Annotated in this window: 27 protein-coding genes and 1 tRNA gene; 14 read left to right on the top strand and 14 right to left on the bottom strand. The window is 65.0% G+C overall.

The genetic code is table 11. The features are described 5' to 3' along the window. Positions 1-39 precede the first annotated feature (39 nt). From A9W95_RS17830 to A9W95_RS17820, 3 genes are read left to right on the top strand one after another with little or no spacing between them, the layout of a single operon-like run. Entirely contained in the window at positions 40-1,077 is a 1,038-nt protein-coding gene (locus A9W95_RS17830; protein ID WP_067415579.1) for an enoyl-CoA hydratase/isomerase family protein, read from the top strand. 13 nt (positions 1,078-1,090) lie between these two features. Further along, positions 1,091-1,864, top strand: a complete 774-nt coding sequence (locus tag A9W95_RS17825; RefSeq protein WP_067415551.1) for an enoyl-CoA hydratase — start codon at positions 1,091-1,093, stop codon at positions 1,862-1,864. Next, the gene (locus A9W95_RS17820; RefSeq protein WP_067415548.1) at positions 1,861-3,627 is read left to right on the top strand and encodes an alpha/beta-hydrolase family protein; all 1,767 of its coding nucleotides are present in this window, start codon (positions 1,861-1,863) and stop codon (positions 3,625-3,627) included. Before A9W95_RS17825 ends, A9W95_RS17820 begins: the two co-directional genes overlap by 4 nt. On the opposite strand, the gene A9W95_RS17815 is transcribed toward A9W95_RS17820, so the two are convergent. Then, positions 3,607-4,005, bottom strand: a complete 399-nt coding sequence (locus tag A9W95_RS17815; RefSeq protein ID WP_067415545.1) for a rhodanese-like domain-containing protein — start codon at positions 4,003-4,005, stop codon at positions 3,607-3,609. The genes A9W95_RS17820 and A9W95_RS17815 overlap by 21 nt on opposite strands. Next, positions 4,005-4,586, bottom strand: coding sequence for a cysteine dioxygenase (locus tag A9W95_RS17810; RefSeq protein ID WP_067415576.1), 582 nt, complete (start codon positions 4,584-4,586; stop codon positions 4,005-4,007). The genes A9W95_RS17815 and A9W95_RS17810 overlap by 1 nt, the downstream gene beginning before the upstream one ends. Positions 4,587-4,711: 125 nt before the next feature. Here A9W95_RS17810 and A9W95_RS17805 point away from each other — a divergent pair, with 125 nt between their 5' ends. Both A9W95_RS17805 and A9W95_RS17800 read left to right on the top strand, forming a co-directional pair. Further along, the gene (locus tag A9W95_RS17805) at positions 4,712-5,146 is read left to right on the top strand and encodes a lipoprotein LpqV (RefSeq protein ID WP_082983156.1); all 435 of its coding nucleotides are present in this window, start codon (positions 4,712-4,714) and stop codon (positions 5,144-5,146) included. 81 nt (positions 5,147-5,227) lie between these two features. Then, on the top strand, positions 5,228-6,304 hold the full coding sequence (locus A9W95_RS17800) for a patatin-like phospholipase family protein (RefSeq protein WP_067415539.1): 1,077 nt from the start codon (positions 5,228-5,230) through the stop codon (positions 6,302-6,304). Between the two features lies 1 nt (position 6,305). Here the strand turns inward: A9W95_RS17800 and A9W95_RS17795 are convergent, their stop codons facing one another. The 7 genes from A9W95_RS17795 to A9W95_RS17765 all read right to left on the bottom strand — a co-directional run bounded on the left by A9W95_RS17795 (position 6,306) and on the right by A9W95_RS17765 (position 13,233). Then, positions 6,306-7,172 carry a patatin-like phospholipase family protein gene (locus A9W95_RS17795; RefSeq protein WP_067415536.1) on the bottom strand — a complete coding sequence of 289 codons (867 nt, stop codon included), beginning with the start codon at positions 7,170-7,172 and terminating at the stop codon, positions 6,306-6,308. Between the two features lie 24 nt (positions 7,173-7,196). Then, entirely contained in the window at positions 7,197-8,066 is an 870-nt protein-coding gene (locus A9W95_RS17790) for a class II glutamine amidotransferase (RefSeq protein WP_067415533.1), read from the bottom strand. A gap of 16 nt (positions 8,067-8,082) precedes the next feature. Beyond that, complete coding sequence (locus A9W95_RS17785; RefSeq protein ID WP_067415530.1) at positions 8,083-9,714, bottom strand: long-chain fatty acid--CoA ligase; 1,632 nt, start codon at positions 9,712-9,714, stop codon at positions 8,083-8,085. A 128-nt stretch (positions 9,715-9,842) separates the two neighbouring features. Next, on the bottom strand, positions 9,843-10,949 hold the full coding sequence (locus A9W95_RS17780) for a YncE family protein (protein WP_067415527.1): 1,107 nt from the start codon (positions 10,947-10,949) through the stop codon (positions 9,843-9,845). 471 nt (positions 10,950-11,420) lie between these two features. Then, complete coding sequence (locus A9W95_RS17775; RefSeq protein WP_067415524.1) at positions 11,421-12,185, bottom strand: DUF427 domain-containing protein; 765 nt, start codon at positions 12,183-12,185, stop codon at positions 11,421-11,423. A gap of 7 nt (positions 12,186-12,192) precedes the next feature. Further along, positions 12,193-12,465 (bottom strand): DUF6295 family protein, encoded by a 273-nt coding sequence (locus A9W95_RS17770; RefSeq protein WP_067415521.1) that lies wholly within the window; start codon positions 12,463-12,465, stop codon positions 12,193-12,195. A gap of 12 nt (positions 12,466-12,477) precedes the next feature. Continuing rightward, positions 12,478-13,233 (bottom strand): dienelactone hydrolase family protein, encoded by a 756-nt coding sequence (locus tag A9W95_RS17765; protein ID WP_067415518.1) that lies wholly within the window; start codon positions 13,231-13,233, stop codon positions 12,478-12,480. A gap of 111 nt (positions 13,234-13,344) precedes the next feature. Here A9W95_RS17765 and A9W95_RS17760 point away from each other — a divergent pair, with 111 nt between their 5' ends. Then, positions 13,345-13,854 (top strand): nitroreductase family deazaflavin-dependent oxidoreductase, encoded by a 510-nt coding sequence (locus A9W95_RS17760; RefSeq protein ID WP_172826646.1) that lies wholly within the window; start codon positions 13,345-13,347, stop codon positions 13,852-13,854. Positions 13,855-13,864: 10 nt separating this feature from the next. On the opposite strand, the gene A9W95_RS17755 is transcribed toward A9W95_RS17760, so the two are convergent. The 4 genes from A9W95_RS17755 to A9W95_RS17740 all read right to left on the bottom strand — a co-directional run bounded on the left by A9W95_RS17755 (position 13,865) and on the right by A9W95_RS17740 (position 17,993). Continuing rightward, on the bottom strand, positions 13,865-15,460 hold the full coding sequence (locus tag A9W95_RS17755; RefSeq protein WP_067415570.1) for an esterase-like activity of phytase family protein: 1,596 nt from the start codon (positions 15,458-15,460) through the stop codon (positions 13,865-13,867). 66 nt (positions 15,461-15,526) lie between these two features. Next, positions 15,527-16,309, bottom strand: coding sequence for a hypothetical protein (locus A9W95_RS17750; protein ID WP_067415515.1), 783 nt, complete (start codon positions 16,307-16,309; stop codon positions 15,527-15,529). 205 nt (positions 16,310-16,514) lie between these two features. After that, complete coding sequence (locus A9W95_RS17745) at positions 16,515-17,252, bottom strand: alpha/beta fold hydrolase (RefSeq protein ID WP_067415511.1); 738 nt, start codon at positions 17,250-17,252, stop codon at positions 16,515-16,517. Positions 17,253-17,327: 75 nt separating this feature from the next. After that, positions 17,328-17,993 carry a TetR/AcrR family transcriptional regulator gene (locus tag A9W95_RS17740; RefSeq protein ID WP_067415508.1) on the bottom strand — a complete coding sequence of 222 codons (666 nt, stop codon included), beginning with the start codon at positions 17,991-17,993 and terminating at the stop codon, positions 17,328-17,330. A 236-nt stretch (positions 17,994-18,229) separates the two neighbouring features. Between A9W95_RS17740 and A9W95_RS17735 the strand changes: the two genes are divergently transcribed. The 4 genes from A9W95_RS17735 to A9W95_RS17715 all read left to right on the top strand — a co-directional run bounded on the left by A9W95_RS17735 (position 18,230) and on the right by A9W95_RS17715 (position 23,054). Further along, positions 18,230-19,015, top strand: a complete 786-nt coding sequence (locus A9W95_RS17735) for a spirocyclase AveC family protein (RefSeq protein WP_067415505.1) — start codon at positions 18,230-18,232, stop codon at positions 19,013-19,015. A 21-nt stretch (positions 19,016-19,036) separates the two neighbouring features. After that, positions 19,037-20,242, top strand: a complete 1,206-nt coding sequence (locus A9W95_RS17730; RefSeq protein ID WP_067415502.1) for a cytochrome P450 — start codon at positions 19,037-19,039, stop codon at positions 20,240-20,242. 296 nt (positions 20,243-20,538) lie between these two features. Continuing rightward, positions 20,539-21,735, top strand: a complete 1,197-nt coding sequence (locus A9W95_RS17725) for a toll/interleukin-1 receptor domain-containing protein (protein ID WP_067415500.1) — start codon at positions 20,539-20,541, stop codon at positions 21,733-21,735. A 1,025-nt stretch (positions 21,736-22,760) separates the two neighbouring features. Further along, a complete protein-coding gene (locus A9W95_RS17715) occupies positions 22,761-23,054 on the top strand; it encodes a DUF4145 domain-containing protein (RefSeq protein ID WP_067415497.1) in 294 nt (97 codons plus the stop codon). Positions 23,055-23,158: 104 nt separating this feature from the next. Here A9W95_RS17715 and A9W95_RS17710 read toward each other — a convergent pair. Continuing rightward, positions 23,159-23,232: transfer RNA gene (locus tag A9W95_RS17710), tRNA-Leu, on the bottom strand. Positions 23,233-23,580: 348 nt separating this feature from the next. On the opposite strand from A9W95_RS17710, the gene A9W95_RS17705 reads away from it, so the two are divergent. The 4 genes from A9W95_RS17705 (at position 23,581) to A9W95_RS17690 (ending at position 26,509) form a co-directional block, all read left to right on the top strand. Continuing rightward, complete coding sequence (locus A9W95_RS17705) at positions 23,581-24,471, top strand: PE domain-containing protein (protein WP_067415494.1); 891 nt, start codon at positions 23,581-23,583, stop codon at positions 24,469-24,471. 55 nt (positions 24,472-24,526) lie between these two features. After that, positions 24,527-25,723 carry a PPE family protein gene (locus A9W95_RS17700; protein WP_067415491.1) on the top strand — a complete coding sequence of 399 codons (1,197 nt, stop codon included), beginning with the start codon at positions 24,527-24,529 and terminating at the stop codon, positions 25,721-25,723. A gap of 154 nt (positions 25,724-25,877) precedes the next feature. Then, positions 25,878-26,174 (top strand): WXG100 family type VII secretion target, encoded by a 297-nt coding sequence (locus A9W95_RS17695; RefSeq protein ID WP_067408915.1) that lies wholly within the window; start codon positions 25,878-25,880, stop codon positions 26,172-26,174. 50 nt (positions 26,175-26,224) lie between these two features. Beyond that, positions 26,225-26,509, top strand: coding sequence for a WXG100 family type VII secretion target (locus tag A9W95_RS17690; RefSeq protein ID WP_067408914.1), 285 nt, complete (start codon positions 26,225-26,227; stop codon positions 26,507-26,509). Positions 26,510-26,619: the final 110 nt, after the last annotated feature.

Genomic DNA, 26,619 nt, shown 5'->3' with positions numbered 1-26,619 from the left:
ACGGATTCCGGCGAGGGGAGCTAGTGCGTGACTGAAGCGGTGACTGGGGAATCCGACGAGATCCTGACCCGCGTGGACGGAGACGTCGGCTATGTGACGCTCAACCGTCCCAAGGCGATCAACTCCCTGAACCAGAACATGGTCGACACGTTGAGCACCGTGCTGATCCGTTGGGAGCGCGACGACGCGATACGCGCGGTGGTGCTCTCCGGCGCTGGGGACCGCGGATTGTGCGCGGGCGGTGACGTGGTGGCGGTCTACCACAGCGCCCGCAAGGACGGGGTCGAGGCGCGTCGGTTCTGGCGCGACGAATATCTGCTCAACGGCCTCATCGGCCGGTTCCCCAAACCGTATGTGGCGCTGATGGACGGCATCGTGATGGGCGGCGGTGTCGGGGTGAGCGCGCACGCGAACACCCGCGTGGTCACCGACACCTCCAAGATCGCCATGCCCGAGGTGGGCATCGGTTTCATCCCGGATGTCGGCGGGGTCTACCTACTCTCGCGGTCACCCGGCAAGCTGGGCTTGCATGCCGCGTTGACCGGTGCCCCGTTTTCCGGAGCCGACGCGATCGCCCTGGGCTTCGCCGACCACTATGTGCCGCACAGTGACCTCGATGCGTTCGCCGCGGCCATCGCCTCCGACGGCGTGGAAGGCGCGCTGGCCCACCACGCCGTCGAACCGCCGCCGAGCGAGCTTGCGACGCAACGGGAATGGATCGACGAGTGCTACTCGGGTGAGACGGTGATCGACGTCATTGCCGCAATGCGCGGACACGACGAGCAAGCGGCCAATGATGCGGCCAATCTGATCGCCACCCGCTCACCCATCGCCGTGTCGGTGACGTTCGAGGCGGTGCGCCGCGCAGCCGAGATGCAATCGCTGGAAGATGTTCTGGTGCAGGACTATCGGGTGTCGTCGGCCTCGCTGCGCTCCCACGACCTGGTCGAAGGAATCCGGGCGCAGCTCATCGACAAAGATCGCAAGCCCAAGTGGAAGCCGGCGGCACTGACCCAGGTCACCGTGGCCGACGTCGCGGAGTACTTCGCGCCGGTCGATGACGACCTGACGTTCTAGGGGAAGGCAGGCCATGAGTTACGAAACCATCCTTGTCGAGCGCGACGAGCGGGTCGGCATCATCACCTTGAACCGGCCCAAGGCGCTGAACGCGCTCAACAGTCAGGTCATGGCTGAAGTAACTACCGCCGCAGCGGAATTGGACGACGACAGCGACATTGGTGCGATCGTCCTGACCGGCTCGGAGAAGGCGTTCGCGGCCGGTGCCGACATCAAGGAGATGTCCGCGTTGACGTTCGCCGACGCCTTCGGTGCCGACTTCTTCGGCGCCTGGGGCAAGCTGGCCGCGGTGCGCACCCCGACCATCGCCGCGGTGGCCGGATACGCGCTGGGCGGCGGTTGCGAGTTGGCGATGATGTGTGACCTGATCATCGCCGCCGACACCGCCAAATTCGGCCAGCCGGAAATCAAATTGGGCGTACTGCCGGGCATGGGCGGCTCGCAGCGCCTGACCCGAGCCATCGGCAAGGCCAAGGCCATGGACCTGATCCTGACCGGGCGCACCATCGACGCCGCCGAAGCAGAACGAAGCGGCCTGGTGTCGCGGGTGGTGCCGGCCGACGACCTGCTCACCGAGGCCAAAGCGGTCGCCACCACCATCTCGCAGATGTCGCGCTCGGCGGCGCGGATGGCCAAGGAAGCCGTCAATCGGGCGTTCGAGTCGACCTTGACCGAAGGTCTGCTCTACGAACGCCGCCTGTTCCATTCGACTTTCGCGACCGACGACCAATCCGAAGGGATGGCGGCGTTCGTCGAGAAACGTCCACCTAACTTCACCCACCGATGAGCGAGACCGCTTCGGCGACCGCCCTGCAGGCCGACCGCGAATCCCCTTCTGCGGCAACGGCAGGCACCGCCGGCCTATCGATCGCGGAGCGGCGGGCCCGCAGCCCGTGGTGGGTGCGGCATTACACGTTTTTCGGCACGGCGGTCGCGCTCGTCTTCGTGTGGCTGTCGCTGACACCGTCCCTGTTGCCCCGCGGTCCGCTCTACCAAGGACTGGTCAGCGGGTGTTCCGGCGCCATCGGCTACGGCCTGGGCGTATTCGCCGTATGGCTGGTGCGCTACATGCGCTCGAAGAACACCAGTCCCCCACCGCCGCGCTGGGTCTGGGTGCCGCTGATCGTGGTGGGCGTGGTCGGCCAGGTGTTGATGGCGATCTGGTTTCACCTCTGGCAGGACCAAGTGCGCGACCTGATGGGCGTCGAACATCTGAAGTGGTATGACTACCCGCTGGCCGCCGTCGTGTCGTTCGTCGTTTTGTTCACCCTGGTCGAGATCGGACAATTCATTCGCTGGCTGTTCAGGTTTCTGGTGCGCCAGGTGGACCGCATCGCGCCGTTCCGCGTGTCGGCGGCCATCGTGTTCATTCTCCTTGTGACACTGACGATCACGGTGCTCAACGGAGTGGTGCTGAAGTTCGCAATGCACTCGATGAACAGCAGCTTCGCGTCGGTCAACGAAGAAATGGATCCCGACAGCGCCCCACCCAAGACCCCGCTGCGCTCCGGTGGCCCACAGTCCCTGGTGTCCTGGGAGTCGTTGGGCCACCAGGGCCGTATCTTCGTGGAAAGTGGCCCCAGCGTCGCCCAGCTCACCCGATTCAACGGTGCCCCGGCCACCCAGCCCATCCGCGCCTACGCCGGACTTGACCCGGCGCAAAGCATCACCGCCACCGCCGAACTGGCGGCGCGCGAACTGCAGCGCACCGGCGGGTTGAACCGGGCGGTCGTGGCGGTGGCGACCACCACCGGCACCGGCTGGATCAACGAGGCGGAAGCCTCAGCGCTGGAGTACATGTACAACGGCAACACCGCGATCGTGAGCATGCAGTATTCGTTTCTGCCGAGCTGGTTGTCGTTCCTGGTCGACAAGGAAAATGCCCGCCACGCCGGTCAGGCGCTTTTCGAGGCGGTCGACGCGCTGGTCCGCCAGATGCCAGAGTTCAGGCGCCCCAAGCTCGTCGTCTTCGGGGAAAGCCTGGGATCGTTCGGCGGGGAAGCGCCGTTCATGAGCCTGAACAACGTCCTGGCCCGCACCGACGGCGCCTTGTTCAGCGGGCCGACGTTCAACAACACCATCTGGACCGACCTCACCTCCACCCGTGACGCCGGCTCACCCCAGTGGCTGCCCATCTACCACGACGGCCGTAACGTCCGATTCGTCGCCCGCCCAGAGGATTTGGACCGGGGCGGCGCCGCGTGGGCCACCCCGCGGGTGGTGTACCTGCAGCACGCCTCCGACCCGATCGCGTGGTGGACGCCGGACCTGCTGTTCAGCGAACCCGATTGGTTACGTGAGAAGCGGGGTTATGACGTTCTGCCGCAGACACATTGGATACCGGTGGTGACCTTCCTTCAGGTCTCGGCAGACATGGCCGTGGCCGTGGACGTGCCGCCCGGCCACGGACACCACTACGTCGCCGACGTTGCCGACGGCTGGGCCGCCGTACTCTCGCCGCCGGGCTGGACGCGCGAGAAGACCGAGCGGCTGCGGCCGCTGCTGGATGACACCACCAAGCCGCTCGGCTCACCCGGTGACAGCGGGTAGGGCAAGGTCGCCCAAGACACCTGCGGCCACCAACGCGTGATATCCGCCGACCACATCGGTAGCGCGGTGCAAGCCCAAGTCGAGCAACGCGGCCGCTGCCAGGCTGGAGGTGTAGCCCTCCGAGCACAGGATCACCCACTCGACGTCGTCGCCGGCGGCTTGGGGCAACCGGGCCGCACTGGTCGGGTCGCAGCGCCACTCCAACACGTTGCGTTCGATCACCAGCGCCCCGGGCACCTCGCCTTCGCGGGCGCGTTGGGCGTGCGGCCGGATGTCGACAAGCACCGCGCCGCGGCGCAGCGCGTCGGGCAACTCTGCGGCGGGTAGGCGGCGGTATCTGCCGCGGGCGGCGGCGAGTACCTGATCGATGCGGCTCATCACGGCCCTTCGGGCTGGTCGGTCAGTTCGGTGCGCTGCCGGCGCAAAGTGTTGCGCGGGGTCACCTCGTAGTAGGACATCGCGGTCAACGGCGGGGAGTAGGCGTGCACGCTCAGCGTCGGCCCCAACCCGGACTGCGCGCGACGCACTGGCTCCGGAACGGGCTGGGGCGCCCAGACCACGTCGTGCACCCACCCCAACGGAAACCCGGCCTGGTCCCCGGCGTCGAGCCGGCGGCGCCGCAGACCCCTGCCGTCCCAACGGTATTCGTTGAGCGACCCGGACAGCACGGTCAGCGCACCGATCGAACCGCCGTGGTCGTGCAACTCCGTGGCGCGGCCCGGGACCCAACTGATCAGCCAGATGTCCAGCTCGTCGTCACCGTGGATGCGGGTGAACCAGCGCTCGGCCTCGGGCACACCGCCGTGCGGCAGCAGGTGATCGCAGCGTCCACTGAGCACGTCGTCGGCGGCCTGATCGGTGGCGTGCAGCAGATCGGGCACGCGCAGCCGAGTGGGGCCCGAGGACGGACTGCTCAGCGGCCGCAGTGCGGCGGACCGGGGCGCCATGGAGACGGGCATGGCCATGGGAGAGCTCCAAAGTGTGTGGAATCGGATAGGTCGAGCGGCGGCGCGTCAGGGCCGACAACACTCGCAAAATCCGAAGCGCTCCATCACGCTGGCCAGTGTTGCATAGATTGGGAAGCGTGCGCCGGTGTCGTCGTCGCCCCACCTGGTGGGGCTTGGTGTTGGTCGTCGCTTGCTTGTCGGGCTGTGCCCACGGAGGCGGCAGCGGCAAACCGGCCCCCTCCTCCACCGCGACCGGCCCGTCGGCCAGCCCGGGTAGTTCGCTGCCGCCCGGCGCCATCGGCATCTCTCCCACCGGCGTGACGACGAAGGTCGACGTTCCCGCCGATTCGACCGAAGAAGAGTATTTCCAGGCCTGCCATGCCGCCAAGCAGTGGATGGACGGGCAGCCGGGTTCGGGACAAGGGGTCATCGAGCCCTACCTGGCGATGGTGCAGGCGTCGTCGTCCGGCGTTGCCGGCACGTGGAACGTTCGCTGGGCAGACCTGAGCCCGGCACGGCAGTCCGCGGTGATCGTGGCGGCGTCGGCGGCGGCCAACGGCGAATGCGGCTAGCGTGCCCGCAATTGCGATCAGGGCTGCATGAAAGTGCCAACCGGATCGGTAGGCGGTGCTGCGGGCAAGCACAATGAGGGGATGTCGGTAGCGGTACCGCTGCGCCCGCACGGGTCGTCGGGGACGCGCGTGGCATTGGCGCTCGGCAGCGGTGGGGCCCGCGGCTACGCCCACATCGGCGTCATCCAGACGCTGGAGGAGCGCGGGTACGACATCGTCGGGATAGCCGGGTCGTCGATGGGGGCACTGGTCGGGGGTGTGCAAGCCGCCGGCCGGCTCGAGGAATGGGCGCAGTGGGCGACGTCGCTGACCCAGCGCACCATCTTGCGGCTCCTGGATCCGTCGCTGACCGCGGCCGGAGTCTTGCGGGCCGAGAAGATCCTGGATGCGGTGCGCGACATCTTGGGCCCGGTGACCATCGACGAACTGCCCATTCCGTACACCGCGGTGGCCACCGATCTGCTGGCCGGCAAATCGGTGTGGTTTCAGCGCGGTCCACTCGACGTGGCCATCCGCGCGTCCATCGCGATTCCCGGAGTGATCGCACCCACCGAGGTGGACGGGCGGCTGCTGGCCGATGGCGGGATTCTGGATCCGTTGCCCATGGCGCCGATCGCGGCCGCGAACGCCGACCTGACCATCGCGGTGAGCCTGAACGGCAGCGAAGCCGGCGCCACCCGCGACGCCGAGCCCGGCGTCACTGCCGAGTGGCTGAACCGCATGATGCGCAGCACCACAGCGTTGTTCGACACCAACGCCGCCAAGGCACTGCTGGACCGCCCGACGGCTCGGGCCCTGCTCAGCCGGTTCGGTGCCACGGTTCCGGACTTCGAGTCCGACGACGAATCACCCGATGTCGACGACCACGACGATCCGGTCGTCACCGATGACGATCCTCCCGAGATGCCCAAACTCGGCAGCTTCGACGTGATGAACCGCACGATCGACATCGCCCAATCGGCTTTGGCGCGTCACACTCTGGCGACCTATCCGCCCGACCTGCTGATCGAGGTGCCGCGCACCACCTGCCGCAGCCTGGAATTCCACCGCGCCGTGGAGGTCATCGAAGCCGGCCGCGAACTGGCCAGCCGGGCACTGGACGCGTTCGAAAGCGGCGCGCCCGAAGAGCCCGGCCAGACCGCGATCGAAGGCGCCTGACTCAGACGCCCAAAAACGTTGCCAGCCTGCGGGCTTCGCGCCGGCCTTGCGCGCGGCCCGCCGTGGCTGAACCGATGCGGCAGCGCGGGTCGAGCGGGTTGGAACCGAACGCGGCCAACGAATCCTGGTCGGCGAAGACGGTGAAGGTGGCGCCGTCGAACGCGGCTATCTCACCTGCGGGGCCGGGGCCGAACGGCGACGGCGCATCGGCCGCTCCCGGCACCAGCAGCACTGCCTGGTCGCAGTCGTCGGCAACCGCGAGGTTGATCGAGCTGTTGACGCCACCGTCCATGTAGCGCCGGCCGGCAATGGTCACCGGCGGCCACGCCCCGGGAACCGCGCAGCTGGCGGCGACCGCGTCGACCAGAGCGACACCTGAATCCCGGTCAAAGACAACGAATTCCCCGGTGGCGGTGTCAATCGCGGTGATCCGCAACTCCCGATCCGGCCAGTTCTGAGTTGGCAGGCGCTGAGCAATCACATTGCGTCGCAACGACTCTGAAACGGTTTCGGTCGCCAGGGCCACCTCCCCGATGCGCTGCAGTTGGGTGGCCTTGTCGCGCCGCTCACCCGGCGCCGTCTGCAAAGCCTGAAGGAACAGTTCGGTGATGGCCTCGATGTCGACACCGGGATCGATTTCGGCCGACGTCTCGGCGAGTTGGCGGTCGAAGAGCTCTGCCAACTGGCAATCGCTGCTGATCTGGGCCGCCACCGCCGAGCCGGCCGACGTCCCGACCAGCACATCGGAGTTCAGCAGCAACCGGGCCGCCGCCGGTGATTCGTCGGCGATCCCGCGCAAAATACCGATCTCCCAGGCTATTCCGGCGATTCCGCCGCCGGCCAGCACAAGCGCACGTCTGGTTGCCACGGTTCCTTACTCTGCCAGCCGGGGTCAGGCGTTCGCCGCCGGGTGCTGCGCGGAGTGCACCGGCGGGCTCAGCTCGGATCGTTGGACCTGATGGTGCGGCGGTCTCGGCAACACCAGGGTGCGGGTGATGTGCAGTACGGCGTCGACGTGGATGAGTTCGCCGGGGTTGATCATCGTCCAGCCCGGGTCGTCGTCCATCGGTTCGGTGGCGAACACGACCGACGGCCGCGCGCACAGATGCTCGGACTGTGCGCGAATCCGCTTGGTGCGCAGGTGAAATCGTGACTCGCCAGGCTTGCGTCGGTCCAAGTAGTAGAGTTTGTTGGCCTCCGGGTAGCGCAGCGCCCACATGTCGGTGGCCGTGCTGAGCAGAATGTTGACCGCGTAGACCGCTACGTTGTCGGCGATCCATTCGGCGGCCGCGACGACCCCGGCGGTCTGGTCACCGTTGTGCGCGCGGATCGACCCGGTGATCAACGCGAACACCCGCTCGGAATCGGTTTGGCCCAACACCAGGTCGGCGGTGCCGAGCTCGCGCAGCCGCGCGTCGACGACGTCCAACCCCTCGATCACTCCGTTGTGCGCGAAAATCCGGCCGTCTTGCAGGAAGGGATGGGTGTTGTGGACGTCCAGCGCACCCGTGGTCGCATAACGGACGTGGGCGATGAAGGTCGTGCCGGAGAGCTGATGGGCCTCGGTCGCGAAGTCGGCGTCTTGCCAGGCGGCCAGGGGTTCCTTGTGCAGCTGGGGCGACCCGTGTGCGTCGAAGACGCCCAGTCCCGTGCCGTCCGGGTTGCGCCGGCTTTGTTCGGACAGGCTGTCCGGGGCGTCGAGCAGCCAGAACGTCGCGGTGATGACGTCGGTACCGGCGTGCAGGCCGAAGAGTCGACACATGGGCTCGACGTTAGCGTTAGTCGCGGACCTCGATCACGTCGTAGGCGTCCTCGGCGTAGCGAGCGCGGATCGTCTTCTTGTCGTACTTGCCCACGCTGGTGCGCGGGATCTCCTGCGCGAATGCCCACCGTTCCGGCAGCCACCAGCGAACAACCTTGTCGGACAGAAACTTCCGCAGATCGCTGGCGCTGACGGACGAATTCTCACCCGGCACGACGACGGCCAGCGGGCGTTCCTGCCAACGCTCGTCGGGCACCCCGACGACGGCGGCTTCCACCACATCCGGATGCGCGATCAGGCTGTTCTCCAACTCCACCGACGAAATCCATTCCCCGCCTGATTTGATGACGTCCTTGGCGCGATCGGTCAGCGTGACGAACCCGTGTTGGTCGATGCGTCCGACATCCCCGGTGCGCAACCAGCCGGCGTCGAACTTCGACTCGTCGTGTCCCCGGTAATACGAGCCGGCGATCCACGGACCGCGGACCTCCACTTCACCGACCGCTTCGCCGTCGTTGGGCAGCACCCCGCCTTGGTCGTCGACGATGCGCATCTCTACACCGCACACCGGTTGGCCTTGGGTGCCGCGGAAGGCCCAATGCTGGTCCTCGGGGCTGCCCAGCGGCGGCCAGGCCATGGTCGCCAGCGGTGAGGTCTCCGTCATACCCCACAACTGCCGGATCTGCACGCCGTGGTTGTCTTCAAAGGCGCGCATCAGGGACACCGGCACCGCTGATCCGCCGCAGGCGACGAGGCGCAACGAGGACATGTCGTGGCCGGGGTCCTTGTCCAGGTGATGCAGGACGTCGTTCCAGATGGTGGGCACCGCACCGGCCACGGTCGGTCGCAGGGTCTCCACCATGTCGATCAGGGACCGCGCGTCGAGGTGACGGTCGGGCAACACCAGGTCGGCGCCCGCCATCAGCGCCGCATAAGGCAGCCCCCACGCGTTGGCATGGAACATCGGTACGACCGGCAGCACCCGGTCGCTTGCGCCGATCCCGATGCCGTTGGTGGTACACGCCGCCATCGTGTGCAAAAAGCTGGAACGGTGGCTGTAGACAACACCTTTCGGGTTGCCGGTGGTGCCGCTGGTGTAACACATTGCGGCCGCGGATCTCTCGTCGATGGTGGGCCAGTCGAAGTCGGTTGACTCGCCGTCGAGCACCTCGGCGTAGCGCAGCACGGTCTTGCCGGATTCCTCGAGCGCCGCGGTGTCTCCGTCGCCCACGGCAATCACGGTGTGCACCGTGTCGAGGTCGCCCAGCACCGGCGCGAGCAGTTTGGCCAGGGAGAGATCGACGATCAAGACGCGATCCTCGGCCTCGTTGGCGACATAAGCGATCTGCTCGGGAAACAACCGGATGTTGAGGGTGTGCAACACCGCACCCATCGACGGCGCCGCGAGGTAAGCCGTCAGGTGTTCGGCGTTGTTCCACATGAAGGTGGCCACCCGCTCGTCTCCAGTTATGCCCATACCGCGCAACGCGTTTGCTAGCTGAGCGGCCTGTTCGCCGATCTCGCGGTAAGTGCTGTGCCGGTAACCGTCCCCGGTGGCCGTGGTGACCGTGCGGGCCCCGTGCACACCGCAGCCGTGCCGCATGATCGCGGCCACCGTCAACGGATAGTCCTGCATCGTGCTGTACATCGACGTACCGCCTTTATGGGTTCACGCGCAGCACCGCCTCACCCTGCGGTGGGGCGAATGCCATCGCCGCGCCAAGTCATGAGAGACCCGGGACAACCGGGCTCAACCCAGTCTATGTCCGCCGTTTCTCAGGCGAAGGCGGGCTGATATTCCAGCAGCTCAGCCGCGGTGAATTCGGCCGACCTGCCGGCCGGAAGCGCCGCGGGCCCAACATCGGAGGCGACCGGCACCACGGTGACCGTGCCTGCGTAGTCGGCGACGTACAGGTGCTGGCCGTCCGGGCTTTCGACGACGCAGGAAGGCTGCGCGGTCGCGGTGACGGAGCCGACGATGTCCTGGGTGAGGGTGGACACCAAAGTCAGACTGTCGTCGCTGATCAGGTAGGCACGAGTGCCGTCCTGGCTGAGGGTCAGCCCGGTCAGCACCCCGCCGATCTCAGAGAACTTGCGGGTATTGATCACCTTGTTGGTGTGGGTGTCGACAATGTCGAGCACGGCGCCGAAGTCAGGGCCGCAGCTGGCGACATAAGCGGTACCGCCACTGGGGCTGATCGCGATGTCGCGGATGAGCAGACCGATGTCGATGGTGCCCAGCACCCGCAACGGCGAGTGCGCCTCGCTGCGCCGGCTTCGACGCGGACGGCTCTGCGCGACACCGGTGTCGATGACGACGATGCGGCCGCCGAAGGGGCCGTTGGCACCGACGTAGAGGCGGGTGCCGTCTTGGCTGAGCGACACGCACTCTGCGGTGACGCCGGGCGCGGAGGCCAGCTCGATGGGTTGCACTGCGCCGGTCATGGTGTTCAGGACAGCAACGTCGGCCCCGCGCGCGCCGTTGCGGGTCACATAGACGTGCTTGCCGTCGCGGCTGACCGCGAAATCGCTGACGTTGAGCGCGAGCGGGTAGGTCGCGGTGACCGTGTTCGTGGCCAGGTCGACGACCTGGATGGAGTCGTATGTGGCCGACGCGCAACTGAAGTATGCCCGTCCGGCGGCTACCGTGAGCCCGCCGGGTTCCGGGATGCCGGCGACGGTGTCCACCACACGGCAGGTGTCGGAGTCGACGATCGAAACGCTGTCGTCGCGGTAGTTGGTGACCAGCAGGCGATGACCGTCGGCGGTGAGCGCGATGCCGCTGATCGGACCGCTGTCCACGCGGACTTGCACGGCGATCGGAAGATCCCCTGCGTCGTCGAAGCCCAAAACCTCGACTCGCTGACCGTTCACATCGCTCACGCTGGCACCGCCTCTGCTTTCTTTACCCTGCGGCAGTTGGTTGCGACGCAGGTGTGCGACCCGGATCCGGGCACGCGTTTCGGCGAGTTTAATAGCCGAATTGGTTTTGAAAAGATCACGAATTCTACGATGTAACCCACATCACTCACACCACTTACCGGACGCTCAGAAAAGTTGTGCAGCCATATTTTCGCGGTGGGGCGGTCGCGGTTCCGGCATGGCCCATGAACAGGGCATTCACCTCAGGACGCGGCTGTCCGACCGTGTCATCCAATAAACATTTCAATAAGAGAATCTTAGAAATCACCAAAAAGAGAAAATCGTCACATCAGGCCGAAAGGGTGTGTCGTTCCCACCGGTCACACCGGTCCCTGCACAGACGGTCCACTTTTTGCCTACCTCACACGACAGGCACCCGTTTTCGCGGTGAGGTGGGCAGGCAATGACGCTAGGGTTCCACTGCCCCCGAAGTCAGCTGAACTGGGTCTGCGGGCGCTGCAGCGCCACACCGTCGACACTGATGTCCAGCTTCTCGTTGTAAAACGCCACCAGCCCGGCGATCGGGGCGACCGCCGGCAACGGGTAGTGGTAGCTCCAGGCCAGGTCCGCGTGCAGCCGCTCCGTCGCGCGCACCGACCAGTAAGCCGACGTCACCCCCTTGTACGGGCACAGCGTCTGCGTCGACCTGGCTTCCAGATGTTCGAAGGCGACGTCGTCGGGGTCGATGTAATACCGTGTGGGCAACCCGGTTTCGAACAACAGAACCGGCGATCGGGTATCGGCCAGCACGACACCGTCGAGTTCCACGCGCACATGTCGATGCGACCGCAACGCATCGACCCGCGAATACGGGTTGCGGGGATGGCCGTAGATCTGTTCGTCTTCTTCGAACCACCGCAACGGATTCCACTCGAATCGCACCATACCCGCCAGGGGACTGTCGCTGTCAGCGTCGAAAACCCTTGCCGCCGACGGGTGGACCTGTCGAGGTCCGACCAACGAATACAGTCGGGACGGACCGAACTGCACCTTCTGGAAGTGGTCCTCGTCGCGTAGGAAGTCGGCGCGCACGTTTGCCAGCGGCACGTAATAGGCTGGGTAGTAAGGGATTTCCCAGACATACCGGGCGGCGGTGGTGTCGAACACCAGGTCGTTGCCCAGATAGCCGCGCACTCGGCGCGGTGCGGGTTCGATTCTGCCGCGGGTAGCGGCCGCTTGAGGATAGTCCGTGGTCATGATGCGCCTATTGGTGTTTCGAGGCCAAGCCGGCCGGTGCGTGCGAGATCGCCTTGCGGATGGCATCGGCCAGCGCCAGGGCGCTCTCCTCGGTCAGTTCCAGCGCCACGCGCGCAGACGGGCCGAGTTCGGGATTGATGACGTCGATGTTGACGGTGTGGGCATACGGGGCGTGCACCGGGTGGTCGACGTACACCGTCGCGCGGTTGGCGCCGAACCAGCCGGTTGCGCCTTTGCCGCTGCCATCGATGTCGAGGTGTTCGGACAGATGAGTGCACATGCGTTGCGGCTCCTAGCCTTTGAGGTTGGTAGCGAAGAATGCGTCGATGCGGCGCCAGCCGTCCACTGCCGCATCGGGGCGGTAGGCGGGACGGTCAACGGAGAAGAACGCGTGACCGGCGCCCTCGTACGAGGTGAACTCGTGCGGTTTGTCCAACCTGGTCAGTTCGTCGGCCAAGGCGGCCACCGCCGGCGGCGCCGGGAACGGGTCGTCGACACCGAATAGCCCCAGCAGCGGACAACTCAGCTGCGGCGCCAGGTGAAGGATTGGCTTGATAGCCCGGGGCACTCGTTCGGGCGGGTCCTCGACGACAAAGCCGCCGTAGCAATCCACTGCGGCGTGTAGCTGCAACGAACAGGCGGCCAGGAAGGCGTGCCGCCCGCCTGAGCAGTGCCCGATGACGCCGAATCTGCCGTTGGCGCCGGGCAACGAGCCAAGGTGTTGCACCGCGCCGGCGACATCACCGACCAGCCGCTCGTCGGGCACTCCCCCGGCCGCCCGCGCCGCGGCCGCCGCGTCGTCCGGGTCGGCGCCGGGGGCCTCGCGGGAATACAGATTGGGGGCCACCACGTGGTAGCCGCCGTCGGCGAGTCGCCGCACGAATTCTTTTGTCTCCCGGTCATATCCGGGCATGTGGTGGATCCAGACGATCCCGCCGCGCGATCCGTCCGCCAGCGGCATGGCCCGATAAGCCTCGATCTCGTCGCCGTCGTGGCCGGTGATGGTCATGGTCTCTGCGCGAATGGCGTCCGGGCTGCTTGCGGTCATCGCGATGCTCCTCGTTTCGCTGGCGCCCGACGGATCGGGCCGCCCACCGGGAACCAACGTATCGGAAACAAGCTGGTGTGGTCGGGCAGCAAATCGAGTAGCGTTCGGCCCATGGCGCTCAGACGGGACAGCCCAATCCGCGGGCGCCGGTTGCGATGGGACGAGGCGATCCTGGAGCGGGGCCTGATGTCGCCGGTCGGGTACCAATTCCTGCTGCACCTTGCGCCGCGTATCGACAAAGCGGTGATCCCGCGAACCGGAGGACGGTTAAGCTGTGCCGGGTTGGACAAAGTCGGGCTGGTTAAGTCGACGGGGGCCAAGTCGGGGCAGCCGCGCACCCAACCGCTCGCCCTCATCGAGGTGCCCGAGGGCTTGTTGGCGATCGGGTCGAACTATGGGCGGCCGCATCATCCGGCTTGGACCGCCAATCTGCTGGCCCGCCCGGAGTGCACAGTGCAATTCAAAGAATCGCCCAAGCGATACCGGGCCGAGCTGCTGACCGGTGAGCGGCGTGCCGCCGCTTGGGAGACCGCCGTGGACTACTACGCCGGCTACGCGCGCTACGCGACCAGGTGCGCCCCCCGCGAGATCAGAATATTTCTGCTTCGCCCTGCGGACTGAGAGCGCCGGCTCAGCCGACCCTTATTCGAATCGTCGCTGATTCCGGTTTGACGGACACCTTGGTGGTGTCGACGATCAAGAACTCACCATTGTCCTGGGCGCCGTTGGGCAAAAGTTTGGGCTTGAGCGCGAAAGGCGGGGTGTCCGACGCCAGCCCGGCAAGGCCGAAATCGCTGTCATTGGCAAGGATTAACGTGTCGCCGCCGTCGGGACTGATCATGCCTTCGATCTTGTCGTGCCCAAAGAAGTCGCCGTGGGGAGACAGCGAACGCAACAAAGCGCCGACATCCAGCTTCAACGTCTTGGCGGCCGCGGTCACCCCGATGATCTTCAACTTCACGACGGCGTCCGCGTCGGTACTGCCGCCGACCAACGTCTCGATCGGAGCGCCGTTGATGAGCAGGCCGCCACCATCGGCTTGATAGGACCCGTTGGGCACCGTGGAGCGGGGACCGACGTCGGTGGCCAAGCTGACATCGGCGAGATAGACCTTCTTGTTCCCGGCCGGGGCGAATTTGTTGTCGCGCTCATCGACCAGGAAGGTGGTGGCATTTAGCGCGGTGATGTCGGATACCGCAACGTTCGACTCTTGCGGATTCGCCAGCGGATACAGGTATTCGTGCACGTTGTCCCGGTTGAGGAGATTGATGGTCACGATGCGCACGACCGGGACGTTGGTCGCCGGACCCGTGAGACCCGGGGTTTGCAGCGCCGACTGCATGATCCCGACCAACGTGGTGCCATCCGGGGTGATGGTCAGTCCTTCCAGACCCCGATTAGGCAGGCGCAGTGACAATTCCCGCGGCAATGTCCCGTCGAAGGGTGAAAGTCGTTCCAGTTCTTGCCCGTTCGCGTCGAAATGAATGATGTACGGGCCGTATTCGTCGGCGATCCAGAAGGTCCCGTCGGGCCTGGCGACCAGGCCTTCGGGATCGACGCCGTAGTCCGAGGGTGGTAGCGGCGTGCCGTTGAGGTCGACAAGCGCCTCCCCGGTCCCACCGCGCGGTTCTACCAACCCGACCAGCGGCGAACCGTCCGGGCCGTGCAGGGTAATGGTCCGTTCCACCGTCGCGACGCCGTCCACCAGCTTGAGTTTGGCGATCTGCGGATGGAAGTCGGGTACCGGCAGCACCTTTTCGTTCGGGGTGCGCCCGTCGACGTTAGGTCCGCGATCAGTCAAGCCGTAGATCTCGTCGGAGCTACCGGGCACCGCGGCGATTGCCGAGCCGTGCGCCGCGGCCTTGACAGCGACGCTGCCGATGGTGGTCAGCGGCAATTGGTTCTCGGCGTACAGCTTGACGGCGCGACTGATGGTGACGGGAAGTTGATCGGTGCCGGAGAAGCCGGCGTCCGGGGTGTAGACCATCGCCCCGTTGGGGCCGTAGGCGATGCTGCCGTGCGCCGGTTTACCGAACGCAACCGGTGTCGCGCCGCCCGTCGCGGCCAACATCTGGGCCGGGCCGACAGTCAGCGCCGTCCCCGGCGCCGTCCGCAGTTCGACCCCGCTCGACAAGGCCGCTCTCGGGTCCGACGTGCTGCTCGACGAGCAGGCCGAAACCAGCAGAGCCGCGGCGGCCGCGACCCACCATTTGTGTGTCATGCGCATCATTTAGCAAGCGAAGTTGTCACGCTGGTGTACGGCAGCCAAGCGAAAATCCGGATGCCGCAACGTTTACCGGCGCTTATCGCGCACCTTGTACGTCGAGGGCCAGGATTTCCGCGATTCGTCGCCGGTCAGGGGAGTCCCCATCCCCCCGACTTTGACATTGTAGGCCTCCTTGCCTGGCCCGACTTCGCGGTTGGCGTGCTCTTGGGCGAGGTAGTAGAGCTCGTCGATGGTCGCCTCGTCGTAGGCGACGAACGAGGTTTCCCGCTCCATGTCGTCGATACCGGACAGCATCCGTTCGGGCAGGTAGCGCGAGGCGAGGGCGGCCAGGCCGAGCAGCGTGAACGGGATGACCCAGTAGCAGACGAACGACAAGGGCGTCTTGGTGTCCAGGATCGTCGCGTCACCTTGCACGATGGGCGGGATCGCCGAAGACACGGTCATGCCGGCGAAGGCTGCCACCCATATCCAGGTCAACGTCTTGGTGATGCGCCGGAACAGCTCTGTCTTGACGACGTCGGGCGGCTGCTCGGCGGCGGCGAACTCGCGCACGAAGGGCTTGTCGATCAACACGCCGACCAACGCGACCAGGAAGATGCCGAGGTTGCTCAGCGGCTGTATCCACCGCTGGATGAACGACTCGCTGAGCGCGAACGTCAGCACCGTCAACACCACAAACGTTGCGACCGCGCCGATTTCGAGGGTTCTGCCCGGTTTGCCGGTGGTGCGCCCGACCGCGAACACCGCCAGGGAGATCAACAGCGCGACTCCGACAGCGGTGGCGAACGGGACGTTTCCGACCAGTATCCAATAAACGATCCACGGCGCGAAACCAAAGAGCATGCCCACGAGGGGTCAGTCTATGACCGGCCGCTGCTCGTTACGTCAGCGGCTGGATATGTAACGGTTAGCCGAGGCTCGCTGCCGCTGCTGCCGCGCCGAGTGTGCGTCAAGGGCTTCCATCGTGTGCCCACGGCGGGCGATCGCCGGGATTTGCGCCTTGAGCGCACGCTCGGGGCCATGAATGCACGCTCGATGCTTTGAGACCGCCGCCTTAGCCGTAGCGCCGGCACCGCTCGACAAGGATGTCGGCCAGCCGCTCCGGTTCGCTGATCATCGGGCAATGACAGGTGGCCATGGTGACAGTTTCTTGCACCCCGCCCAGCGCGTCGATGTATTTGCGCTGCACCTTCGGGCTGAGCGCACGATCTCGCAGGGTCAAAATCCAGGTGCGGGGGACGTCGTCAGGCATTCCTCGTCGAGACGCCTTCTCGGTGAGGATGCGCAGTGATTCCGCATACAGCTTGCCGGCGAGAAATTTTCGGTCGCGCGGGGGAACTCCGTTCAAGAACATGAATCGCGCCAGCCACTTCGGCGTCGGGCTCGGCACGTTCCGCTTGACGATCCGTCGGGCGACCCACGCGAGCAGCCACGGCGTGCCGTCCACAATGGAGGTGCCCTCGGGTGGAACGAATGACGCGACGAAGATCATTTCGCGTACTCGCGCGGCTCCCAACTTGCTCACCACTCCGGGCAGCATCATGCCGCCCGCCGAATGACCAGCGATGACGATGTCGTCCACGCCGGCGCCCTCGATGTCGCCGACGAGCGAGTCGACATAGTCGGCGATGGTCATTTGCTTGAGATCTCCCGGCTTGTTCCGGCGGCCGGGCATGTCGAGAGCCAGGACAGTCAACTCGGGCGCGGACCGGTGGATCGCCTCGACAGTGAGAGCCCAAGAATCGGCGGCCAGGCCGGCGCCGTGAACGAGAACCAACGCGGGCGGCGCCATCCGTGCTCCTTACGACTGCGCAGATGTGCATCGTAGAACTCCCCGGCGCCGTCGGGCGCCGGTTCGAGCGGCGTTTCAGCCGCCGCGGTGCAGAAAGCCGTGCAGGGTCGCTTGAACCAGTTCGTCGACGATGGCGTCTCGCGAGGGTTGTCTGTCTCCGAAGAAGGATGACTGCAAGGCGACCATGCCGACGATCATTGCCATCGTCGAATGCGCCGGCAGGTCGGGCTGCTTGAAGCGCAACCCGCGCAACTGCATGCCCTCGATGCTGATCTGCCCCAGCACACCCAGTGCGCGCCTGATGTCCGCGATGCCGGCCTCGACGATCTCGTCCTCGCTGAAAGCCTCCGAGGCGACGAGGGTCAGAAGCAGGCCGCGATGTTCGACGACGACGTCATAGACCTGTTCGACGAAGTGGCGGGCCAACTCATCCTCACTGGTCTCTTCGGGGACAAGTGACCGCCAAATCCGGCTGAATTCGTCGACGATGTCGGTGAACGGGCGGACCAATGCCTCCCTGAACAGTCCGGCTTTGGAGCCGAAGTGCCGGAAGAGCAGATATTCGCTGACGCCCGCGGTCTCGGCGATTTCGCGCGTGGTGGTGGCTCGGTAGTCCTTGCGAGCGAACAGGTTGCGTGCCGCGTCGAGTAACAGCCGTCGCGGCTCACCGCGTGGCCGGCGCGCCGGCTGAGCCGACGCCTTGGCACCGCTGCGCTTCTGGGGCGACGTTCGCTGGGCCACGGTTACTCACTCCTCGCACCGCGCTCAGCGGCTGACGCACACACGATAGTCGGCCTTGACCAGCCGCCGATTAATAGTGTCCACTATTAGCTGCAGCGTCGACAGGCTTGGAAGGGACCAGATATGGGCCAGCTGATCATGCTCGGCACACTGTTTGGGCTGATCGTGATGATCGTCGGCCTAGTTCTCCGTTTCGACCCGGAGGCGCGGCGCAGCCCGCGCGAAGACCGCAACCCATGAGCGCCGGGCTGACGCCATTGCTGACGGCGGCCGTGATCTTCGGCTGGGCCAGCGGCATCCTGTTCACCGTCGCCGGCGTCTACTTGAGTATCCGCGGCCGCCGGGTACACCCCCTGCTTCTGCTGTGCATCTCCGCGATCTCTTTCTCGTGGATCGAGGCACCCTACGACTGGGCGATGTATGCGCAGTTTCCGCCCGCGCTGCCCCGAATGCCGTCGTGGTGGCCGTTGAACATGACCTGGGGCGGGCTGCCCTCGTCCGTGCCCGTCGGCTACATCGGATACTTCGTGTTGCCCGCCGTCATCGGCGCACCACTCGGCCGGTGGGTGAGCGCCCGATTTCATTGGCGTCGACCGGTCACACTGCTGGGTGTCGGCCTCGTCGTTGGCTTCCTGTGGGCGCTGCTGTTCAACGCCGGCATCGGCGCACGACTCGGAGTCTTTCATTACGCCTACGTGATTCCCGGGCTCGCACTCTTCGAGGGAACCAAGCACCAGTACCCGATCTACGACGCCATCGCGATGGGTGTGCAGATGATGGTGTTCACGTACCTTCTCGGCCGGACCGATTCGCAAGGAAGGAACGTCGTCGAGATGTGGGCCGACCGGGTATCGAAGACCCGGCTGCAGTCGACCGCCCTGTCCATCGTCGCTGTCGTCGTTGTCGGAAATGTGTTGTATGGCGCGGTATTTGCTCCGCATTTGGCCACCAAGATGTGGGGATACGTGACGTCGGGTCCGGCGGGACAGCTGTATCCAGGGGTGGAAAACCAACCGCGGTAACGCTTTTCGAAGGGAAGATCTGTGGCCGACAGTCCGACCGTGGAGCTGTACTACGACCCGTTCGACCACGCCATCGACGATGATCCCTACCCGGTGTGGAAACGGATGCGCGCCGAGGCGCCGTTGTATTTCAACGAAAAGTACAATTTCTATGCGTTGAGTCGCTTCGACGACGTCGCCCGCGCGCTGCCCGATTGGCAGACGTATCGATCGGGCCGCGGCACGACTGCCGACATCCTGTTCAGCGGCATCGAGGTTCCGCCCGGCATCCTACTGTTCGAGGATCCGCCACTGCACGATCTGCACCGACGGTTGCTGTCGCGGGTGTTCACTCCTCGGCGGATGCTGGCGGTCGAAGATCTCGTACGCGACTTCTGTTGTCGGGCATTGGGTCCGCTTCTTGGCTCGGAGGGACTGGACTTCGTGACGGATCTCGGCGCGATCATGCCGATGCGTACCATCGGCTACCTACTCGGCATCCCCGAGGAAGCCCAGCAGCAGATTCGTGATCGCAACGACAAAAGCATCACGATCCAGTCGAATCACGACGGCGCCAACGACCTGAGCCAAACAATCATTCAAGATTCGATCGCGTTGTTCGCCGAGTACATCGATTGGCGGGCGTCGCATCCGTCCGACGATTTGATGACCGAGTTGCTGAACGCCGAAATCGAAGAGCAGGGCGGCGGACGGCGTCGACTCGACCGCACCGAGGTCCTGGCCTACACCGCAATGATCGCCGGCGCAGGCAACGAGACCACCGCCCGGCTGATCGGTTTCATGGGACAGCTACTCGCCGAACATCCCGATCAGCGACGTCAACTCGCCACCGACCCGTCGCTGATCCCCTGGGCGGTGGAGGAGACCCTTCGCTTTGAGCCACCGTCACCAGTGCAAGCGCGGTACGTCGCGCGCGAGGTCGAGCACTATGGGCATCGGGTACCGGAGGGCTCATACATGTTGCTCCTCAACGGATCAGCCAATCGCGACGAAACGAAATACAGTCAGCCCGATCACTACGATATCCACCGCAAAGCCAGCCACTTGAGTTTCGGCCAGGGGCTGCACTTCTGCCTTGGCTCAGCTCTGGCACGCCTCGAGGGACGGGTCGCGTTCGAGGAGGTCTTTAAGCGGTGGACCGACTGGGATGTCGACTATGACAATGCCCGTCGTGCGCGTACCTCAAGCGTGCGCGGCTGGGCGCAACTACCCGTCACATTCGGCTAGCGCCACGCCTGACGCTGGATCGAACACGCATCCGGCCGAGCCTCAAGAAAAATCCGGCGAGCTTATTCATCAACTGATGATTTCCGCAACTTCTCCTACTTTGCAGACGCCCGACTTCGATGTGCATTAGTGCAGTTCAGGGGCAAACTCTGCGCGCCTAGACGTTCGCTATGGTCGGCTAGAGGTCGGCTAAGCAACTCCTTTAGTCGCCGGTATTTCACCGGTATTTCGGTGTTTGCTAGACGAAAGACGCGACACGCGGAGGGATGTCGCTTCGGGCTGCAAGAATCTGCGGCATGAGCGACGAGGATGCCCTTCCAACCGCAACGGCTTTCTTGAGCTATGCGCATTCCGACGACGACGACGGGCAGATTGGGCGTCTCAGGGAGAGACTCGGCCAAGCCTACAAACGACACCGCGGCGAAGCCCTGGCCATCTTCTTCGACAGAGCTGGCGATCATAGGATCGAATGGGGCGAGGAGTGGCGGTCGAAAATCAGCGACACAATCTCCGGCACCACGTTCTTCATCCCGGTCATATCGCCGAGCTACCTGAAGAGCTCGATGTGTCGGGAAGAGTTCGACGAATTCGTCGAGAAGGCCGAGGGTTCAGGCCTCAACGAGCTCATCATGCCGATCTTGTGGGTTGAACCGCATCCCGAAACGGTTGAAGAAAAGCGACTGTTCGACGCTGCGAACGCGCGGCAATGGGTTGACTGGCGGGAAAAACGCAAACTCGAAGAGACCTCTGCCGCATACAAGAATTTGATTGATGAGATGGGCGAGCGTCTAGCGAGAGTAGCTCGTGAGGTCGCGGACAAGCCTGAGGTAGTCGATGCCGGGGCCACCGGGGAGGTTGATACAGGGGGCACCCAGCCGACAGCCGTTGATGAGGATAGTGGTGGCCCAAAAGGCACGCCTCCTCATATTGAAGAGCCTCCTGGTTTGCTTGACCTGTCAGTCGAAGCGGCCCAGCGAACTGCGGTGATGCTCACCTTATTGCAACAGGCGGCCGACGAGATCACTGCGATGAAAGACGGAGTCTCCGTGGAGCCTCTCGATCAGTCGGCTACCAATAGCCAGAGACTTTTTGCCATGAGGCACCTCGCCAACGAGATGACCCCATATGCAGAGCGGTTCGAGGCAAAGGCCAAGCAGGCGGAAGAAGCAGCTCGACTTCTGAACAAATCAATCTTCAGTGCGATTGATTTGCTTTCGCTTCCACAAATGGTTGTGGGGGCTAACCAGATTGAAAGCTTCGAGCGTCTTCGCGAGGTCCCGGCGCAGGTTCAAGGGCAGCTCGGCCAAATTGTTACCGTGAGGGCGCAGGTATCGATGATCGGTCGGCTGAGCCGCGATCTCCGCGCTCCATTTTCTTCAATTGAGCGCGGATTCGACTCGCTGGACGCGATTCTTCAGCTGGTACAGGACTGGACGGCAGCTTTTCAGAAGCTTGGAAACGACCCCGTCCAGGCTGATCGGGTCGGAGGCTAATTCGCTCGCCGTCCAAACAAACTGATGACGTTGTTCGGTAGTTCGGCGGGCTTCGCCGGGGCGGGTGGTTCTGGGAGTTCGTCGGCGTATTGCTCAGCCGGGATCCAATCGCCGTACGTGTCGAGGGTGAGCGTGTAGGTCGCGTGCCCGAGCAACTGGCTCACCGCATAAAATGGATTCCCTCGCTTAAGTGCATCACGCCTAAGGCGTGGCGGAGGTCGTGCGCCCGTATACCTCGCACGGCCGGTTCCGTCGCAATAGCGGGCTACTAGCGGCAATCCGACGGCTTCTGGGGCAGGCTTGAAAATGGTTTCGTAGCAGGCGCCCGGGCTACAACAATCGTCAGCCATCTCGCTCGTGTACAAGCCCATCGGTCACATCAACCACATATATATCGGCCCAGGGCATCGGCGCTTCATCCGAGGGCAAAAGAGAAGAGGCACGGAGCGCGAGTCGCAGCTCAACGTGCCTCTTCTTAAAGCCTAGGCGCGATTCGAACCCGCGGCCTCCCGATTAGCAGGCGGGTGTTCTCTCCCCTGAGCTACTAGGAGCATGTGCTGGATCTCAGGCTACAGCCGACCACCGACACGGCCGGGCGATCACGCGCACGCAAACGCTGTGATTTCGAACAGAGTGCGGCTCAACAAACCGTCACTGCCACATGCGACCATGAGCGCGTGGCCACCAGTACCCAGGACCTCTCGGTTATTAGCAACGTCGCCGATAACGCGACGCTGTCGACAAGCGCAGTTCAACACGCGTCGCTTGTCCATTCTGCCGCGGCGATCAGATGACCGTTGTGGCTATAGTCGCGGGCACCGTCCCGAATCGTCCTACCGTCGAGTGGCTGCGTTGCATTAGTGGTTTCGCGGAGTTGTCGTTAACGGCCGCACACCTAGCCCTGCCTCTATGCCTCTGGACACCCCGGAGATACTCACGGGCGGATGACTTGGCCGCGCGGCATGAGGTACGAGCCTGCCTGTCGGTCGGCGCCAATACCGCTGCTGTCATGATGCCGCAAGCTCTTGTTCCACATCGCCGTGGCGCACAACCTCCCTGCGAAGGACTGCGGCGGCCGGGCACCCACTTTCGCGAAGGCGCTCAAGCACCTGGAGGACGAGGGGATCTACACCACGCGCATGCGCCCTTGGGTCGACAAGATCAAGGATGTCGGCAACGAGGGCAACCATGAGACTCCGTCAACAACGCCGAAGCAAGCGATGGACGTCGCACAGTTCACGCGGCAGTCGATCAACCTTGCGTATGAGCTGCCGACGACGGTCGCGGAACACACGGACGACGCCGAGTCCGCAAGTTAGCTAGCGGCGCGCAACCTCGCACGCCCACCGGTATTTCACCGGTATTTTCGGCCTCCCGGCGCGTCGGCTACCGCCCCTTAACGCACTGACCAGGTGAAATCGGGTGCCCCCAGTCGGACTCGAACCGACACTTGACGGATTTTAAGTCCGCTGCCTCTGCCAATTGGGCTATGGGGGCTCGGCGGCGAATCTAGCCTGTGGTCGCAGGTTCACCGACGCGGTGTCCCGTGAAAAAGTTAACGTGCGCGCTGGCGGCCCATCGAGTAAGATCGCGCGCCGCGCGGGTGAATACTGTGCGGCCGCGCCGTCGGACATATGACACTTCTATGTCGCCCGCCAGAGGCTTGTTAAAACAACGGTCGCCTCCGTTAAGAGACCGTAAACGTCCGTCACCCTGCTCCTTTCCGCCGGGACTGTGGAGTCATGCGTAGTTAGCGTTACGCCAACGCACAGGGGCCAGTACGCAAACACCCAGAGTCGACCCGGGGACATAGGTCGACCTGATTCCACACACAAGGAGCAATGAATGTCATTCCTGACAGCAGTGCCGGCAGAGTTGGCCGCCGCGGCGGCGCAGCTGGGAGCGCTTGGTAGTGCGCTGGCAGCGCAGAACGCAGGTGCTGCCGCCCCCACCACCGCCATCGCACCCGCGGCAGCCGACCAGGTCTCGATAATCCAGTCCGGAATCTTCACCGCATACGGCGCCCTGTACCAGCAGATCGCCGCCGAAGCCCAAGCCATCCAAGAGCAATTCGTGCAGACCCTCGGCCTGAGCAGCGGCACCTATGAGTCCAGCGAGGCGGCCAACGCGGCCGCGGCCACGTTGACGTCGAACGCGTCGTCGGCGGCCGCCACCGCGGCAGCAAACCCGGTGGAAGACTTCATGAACCAGATCAGCACGTTGCTCGGCGGCCCGGTCACGAGCGTCGGCGGTCAGCCCTTCAGCCTGTCGGGCAACATGGCCAACATCGGCAGCTACGAGATCGGTAACTTCGCTTCCGCCTCGTCGAACATGTTGGGCCTGACCAGTGGTGGGCTGTTCCCTGACGGTTTCGGTGTTCCCGAAGACCTGGCCGAAGCGGCGGCTGCCGCCGGCGGCGGCGCGGCGACGGAGGCCAGTGCGGTGGCCGGGGTCGGTGGGGCCGCGGCTCCGGTCGCGGCGGGCGTCGGCGAAGCAACGTTGGTCGGCGGGTTGGCGGTGCCGCCCAGCTGGGCCACGCCGGCCACGCTGGTGTCGGCCACCACCCCGAGCGCGCTCACCGGCGCGGGCTGGACCGCCGCAGCGCCGGCGGCCGCGCCCGGAGCGTTTTACCCGGGCATGCCGGGCATGGCCTCGGCCGCGCGCAACAGCGCCGGTTTCGGCGCGCCGCGCTATGGCGTCAAGCCCATCGTCATGCCGAAGCCGGTGAGCGTATAGGCAGCGACAGCACCCCAACCGACAAGCGCAATCAAGCCAGAAGGATAGGAACACAATGTCTTTCGCAGCATTTCCTCCCGAGATCAACTCTGCGCTCATGTACGCCGGATCGGGCGCGGGACCGCTCATGGCCGCGGCGACGGCCTGGAGCAATCTGGCCTCGGAGTTGAGCACTACTGCGGCTCAATATGAGTCGATCATCACCGAGCTGACCACCGAACAGTGGACCGGCGCCGGCTCGACAGCGGCGGCGGCCGCGGCGCAGCCCTACGTGGCTTGGCTGAACAGCACCGGGGCAGCGGCCGAGCAGGCCGCCGCTCAGGCCACCGCGTCGGCGGCCGCCTACGAGGCGGCCTTCACCGCCACGGTGCCGCCGCCGGTGATCGCCGCCAACCGTTCTTTGCTCGCGGCGCTGGTCGCGACCAACTTCCTGGGCATCAACACTCCGGCGATCATGGCCACCGAAGCCCAGTACGCCGAAATGTGGGTGCAAGACGTCATCGCCATGACCAACTACCAAGCGGCCGCGGCGGTTGCCGCGGTCCTCGAGCCGCTGACCCCTGCGACACCGACCACCAATCCGGGCGGCCCGGCGGCCCAAGCCGCGGCGGTCAGTTCGGCCGCGGCGGTTCAGCCCGCGGCCGGGTTGGGCGACATCATCTCCGGCCTGCAGAGCGAGTTGAGCAACTTGACGCTGGGCACCTCGTCCATCGGTACGGGATTGTTCAACTCCTTGCCGGTGCCGGTGCAGGACCTGCTGACCGGAATCGACGGGTTCCTTGGAACACCGCTGATTTTTAACGGCATCCAGCAGGTCGGCGTCACAGGATCGTGGTTCATGTTTGCCGCCATTCCGAACGGCATCTTCGCCGCCCACACCATCGACGCCAACATCGCGGCGGCGGCGGAGGCGGCAGGGGCAGCGGCTCCCGCGGCAGTGGCGGCCGAAGGCGCAGCCGCCGGCCTCGCCAGCCAGGTCGGCGCAGCGGGTACGGCCGCCAGCCTGGGCGAAGCGTCCCTGGTCGGCAGCTTATCGGTACCGGCCAGCTGGTCTGCGGCTACGCCCGCTGCAGCAAACGTCGGAACGGCGCTGGCCGGCAGCGGCTGGACGGTTCCGGAGGAAGCGGCGGCGCCGGGGGTCATGGGCGGCATGCCGGGCATGGCCGCCGCAGCGAAGAGCGGTGCGGGCGCCTACGCCGGCCCGCGCTACGGCTTCAAGCCGACCGTCATGCCCAAACAGGTCGTCGTGTGACCCGCGCAGCGGCTCAAAAAAGGGGGGACATGTCACTCGTTTGAGGCCAGCAATTAACCAGTGCGCCGTAATGTATCCGCGATACGGCTACCACCGTAGTGAATCAACTGCTAGAACATTTACAACAGCAGACCCAAGATAAGGAGAAACCAGCATGGCTGGACGCTTTATGACCGACCCGTACGCGATGCGGGACATGGCGGGCCGTTTCGAGACGCACGCCCAGACCGTCGAGGACGAGGCCCGCCGCATGTGGGCGTCCTCGCAGAACATCTCCGGCGCCGGCTGGAGCGGCCAGGCCCAGGCCACCTCACTGGACACCATGAGCCAGATGAACCAGGCCTTCCGCAACATTGTCAACATGCTGCACGGGGTGCGTGACGGACTGATCCGCGACGCCAACAACTACGAGCAGCAAGAGCAGGCCTCCCAGCAGATCCTGAGCAGCTAGCCCCGACAACCTAAGCTGCCCAACAGCTACCCATTTAGGAGGACAAGACAATGACCATTAACTACCAGTTCGGCGATGTGGACGCCCACGGCGCTCTCATCCGCGCACAGGCCGCCAACTTGGAGGCCGAGCACCAGGCCATCGTTCGCGATGTGCTGGCTGCCGGTGACTTCTGGGGCGGCGCCGGTTCGGTGGCGTGCCAGGAGTTCATCACCCAGTTGGGTCGCAACTTCCAGGTGATCTACGAGCAGGCCAACCAGCACGGCCAGAAGGTTCAGTCCGCCGGCAGCAACATGGCGCAGACCGACAGCGCCGTCGGCTCCAGCTGGGCCTGACACCCTTAACGACAAAAGGGCCGCACACCACCCGGTGTGCGGCCCTTTTGCTTGCCATAGACACCCGGTGCACTGGCACAAGTCACACTCGCGCCCGGTTTGCCTGGTTA

Source organism: Mycobacterium sp. 1423905.2, assembly GCF_001673155.1.
In the GTDB taxonomy this organism is placed as follows: domain Bacteria; phylum Actinomycetota; class Actinomycetes; order Mycobacteriales; family Mycobacteriaceae; genus Mycobacterium.
The sequence above is the reverse complement of the archived record's forward strand: the minus strand, read 5'-3'. Positions and strand labels throughout refer to the sequence as shown.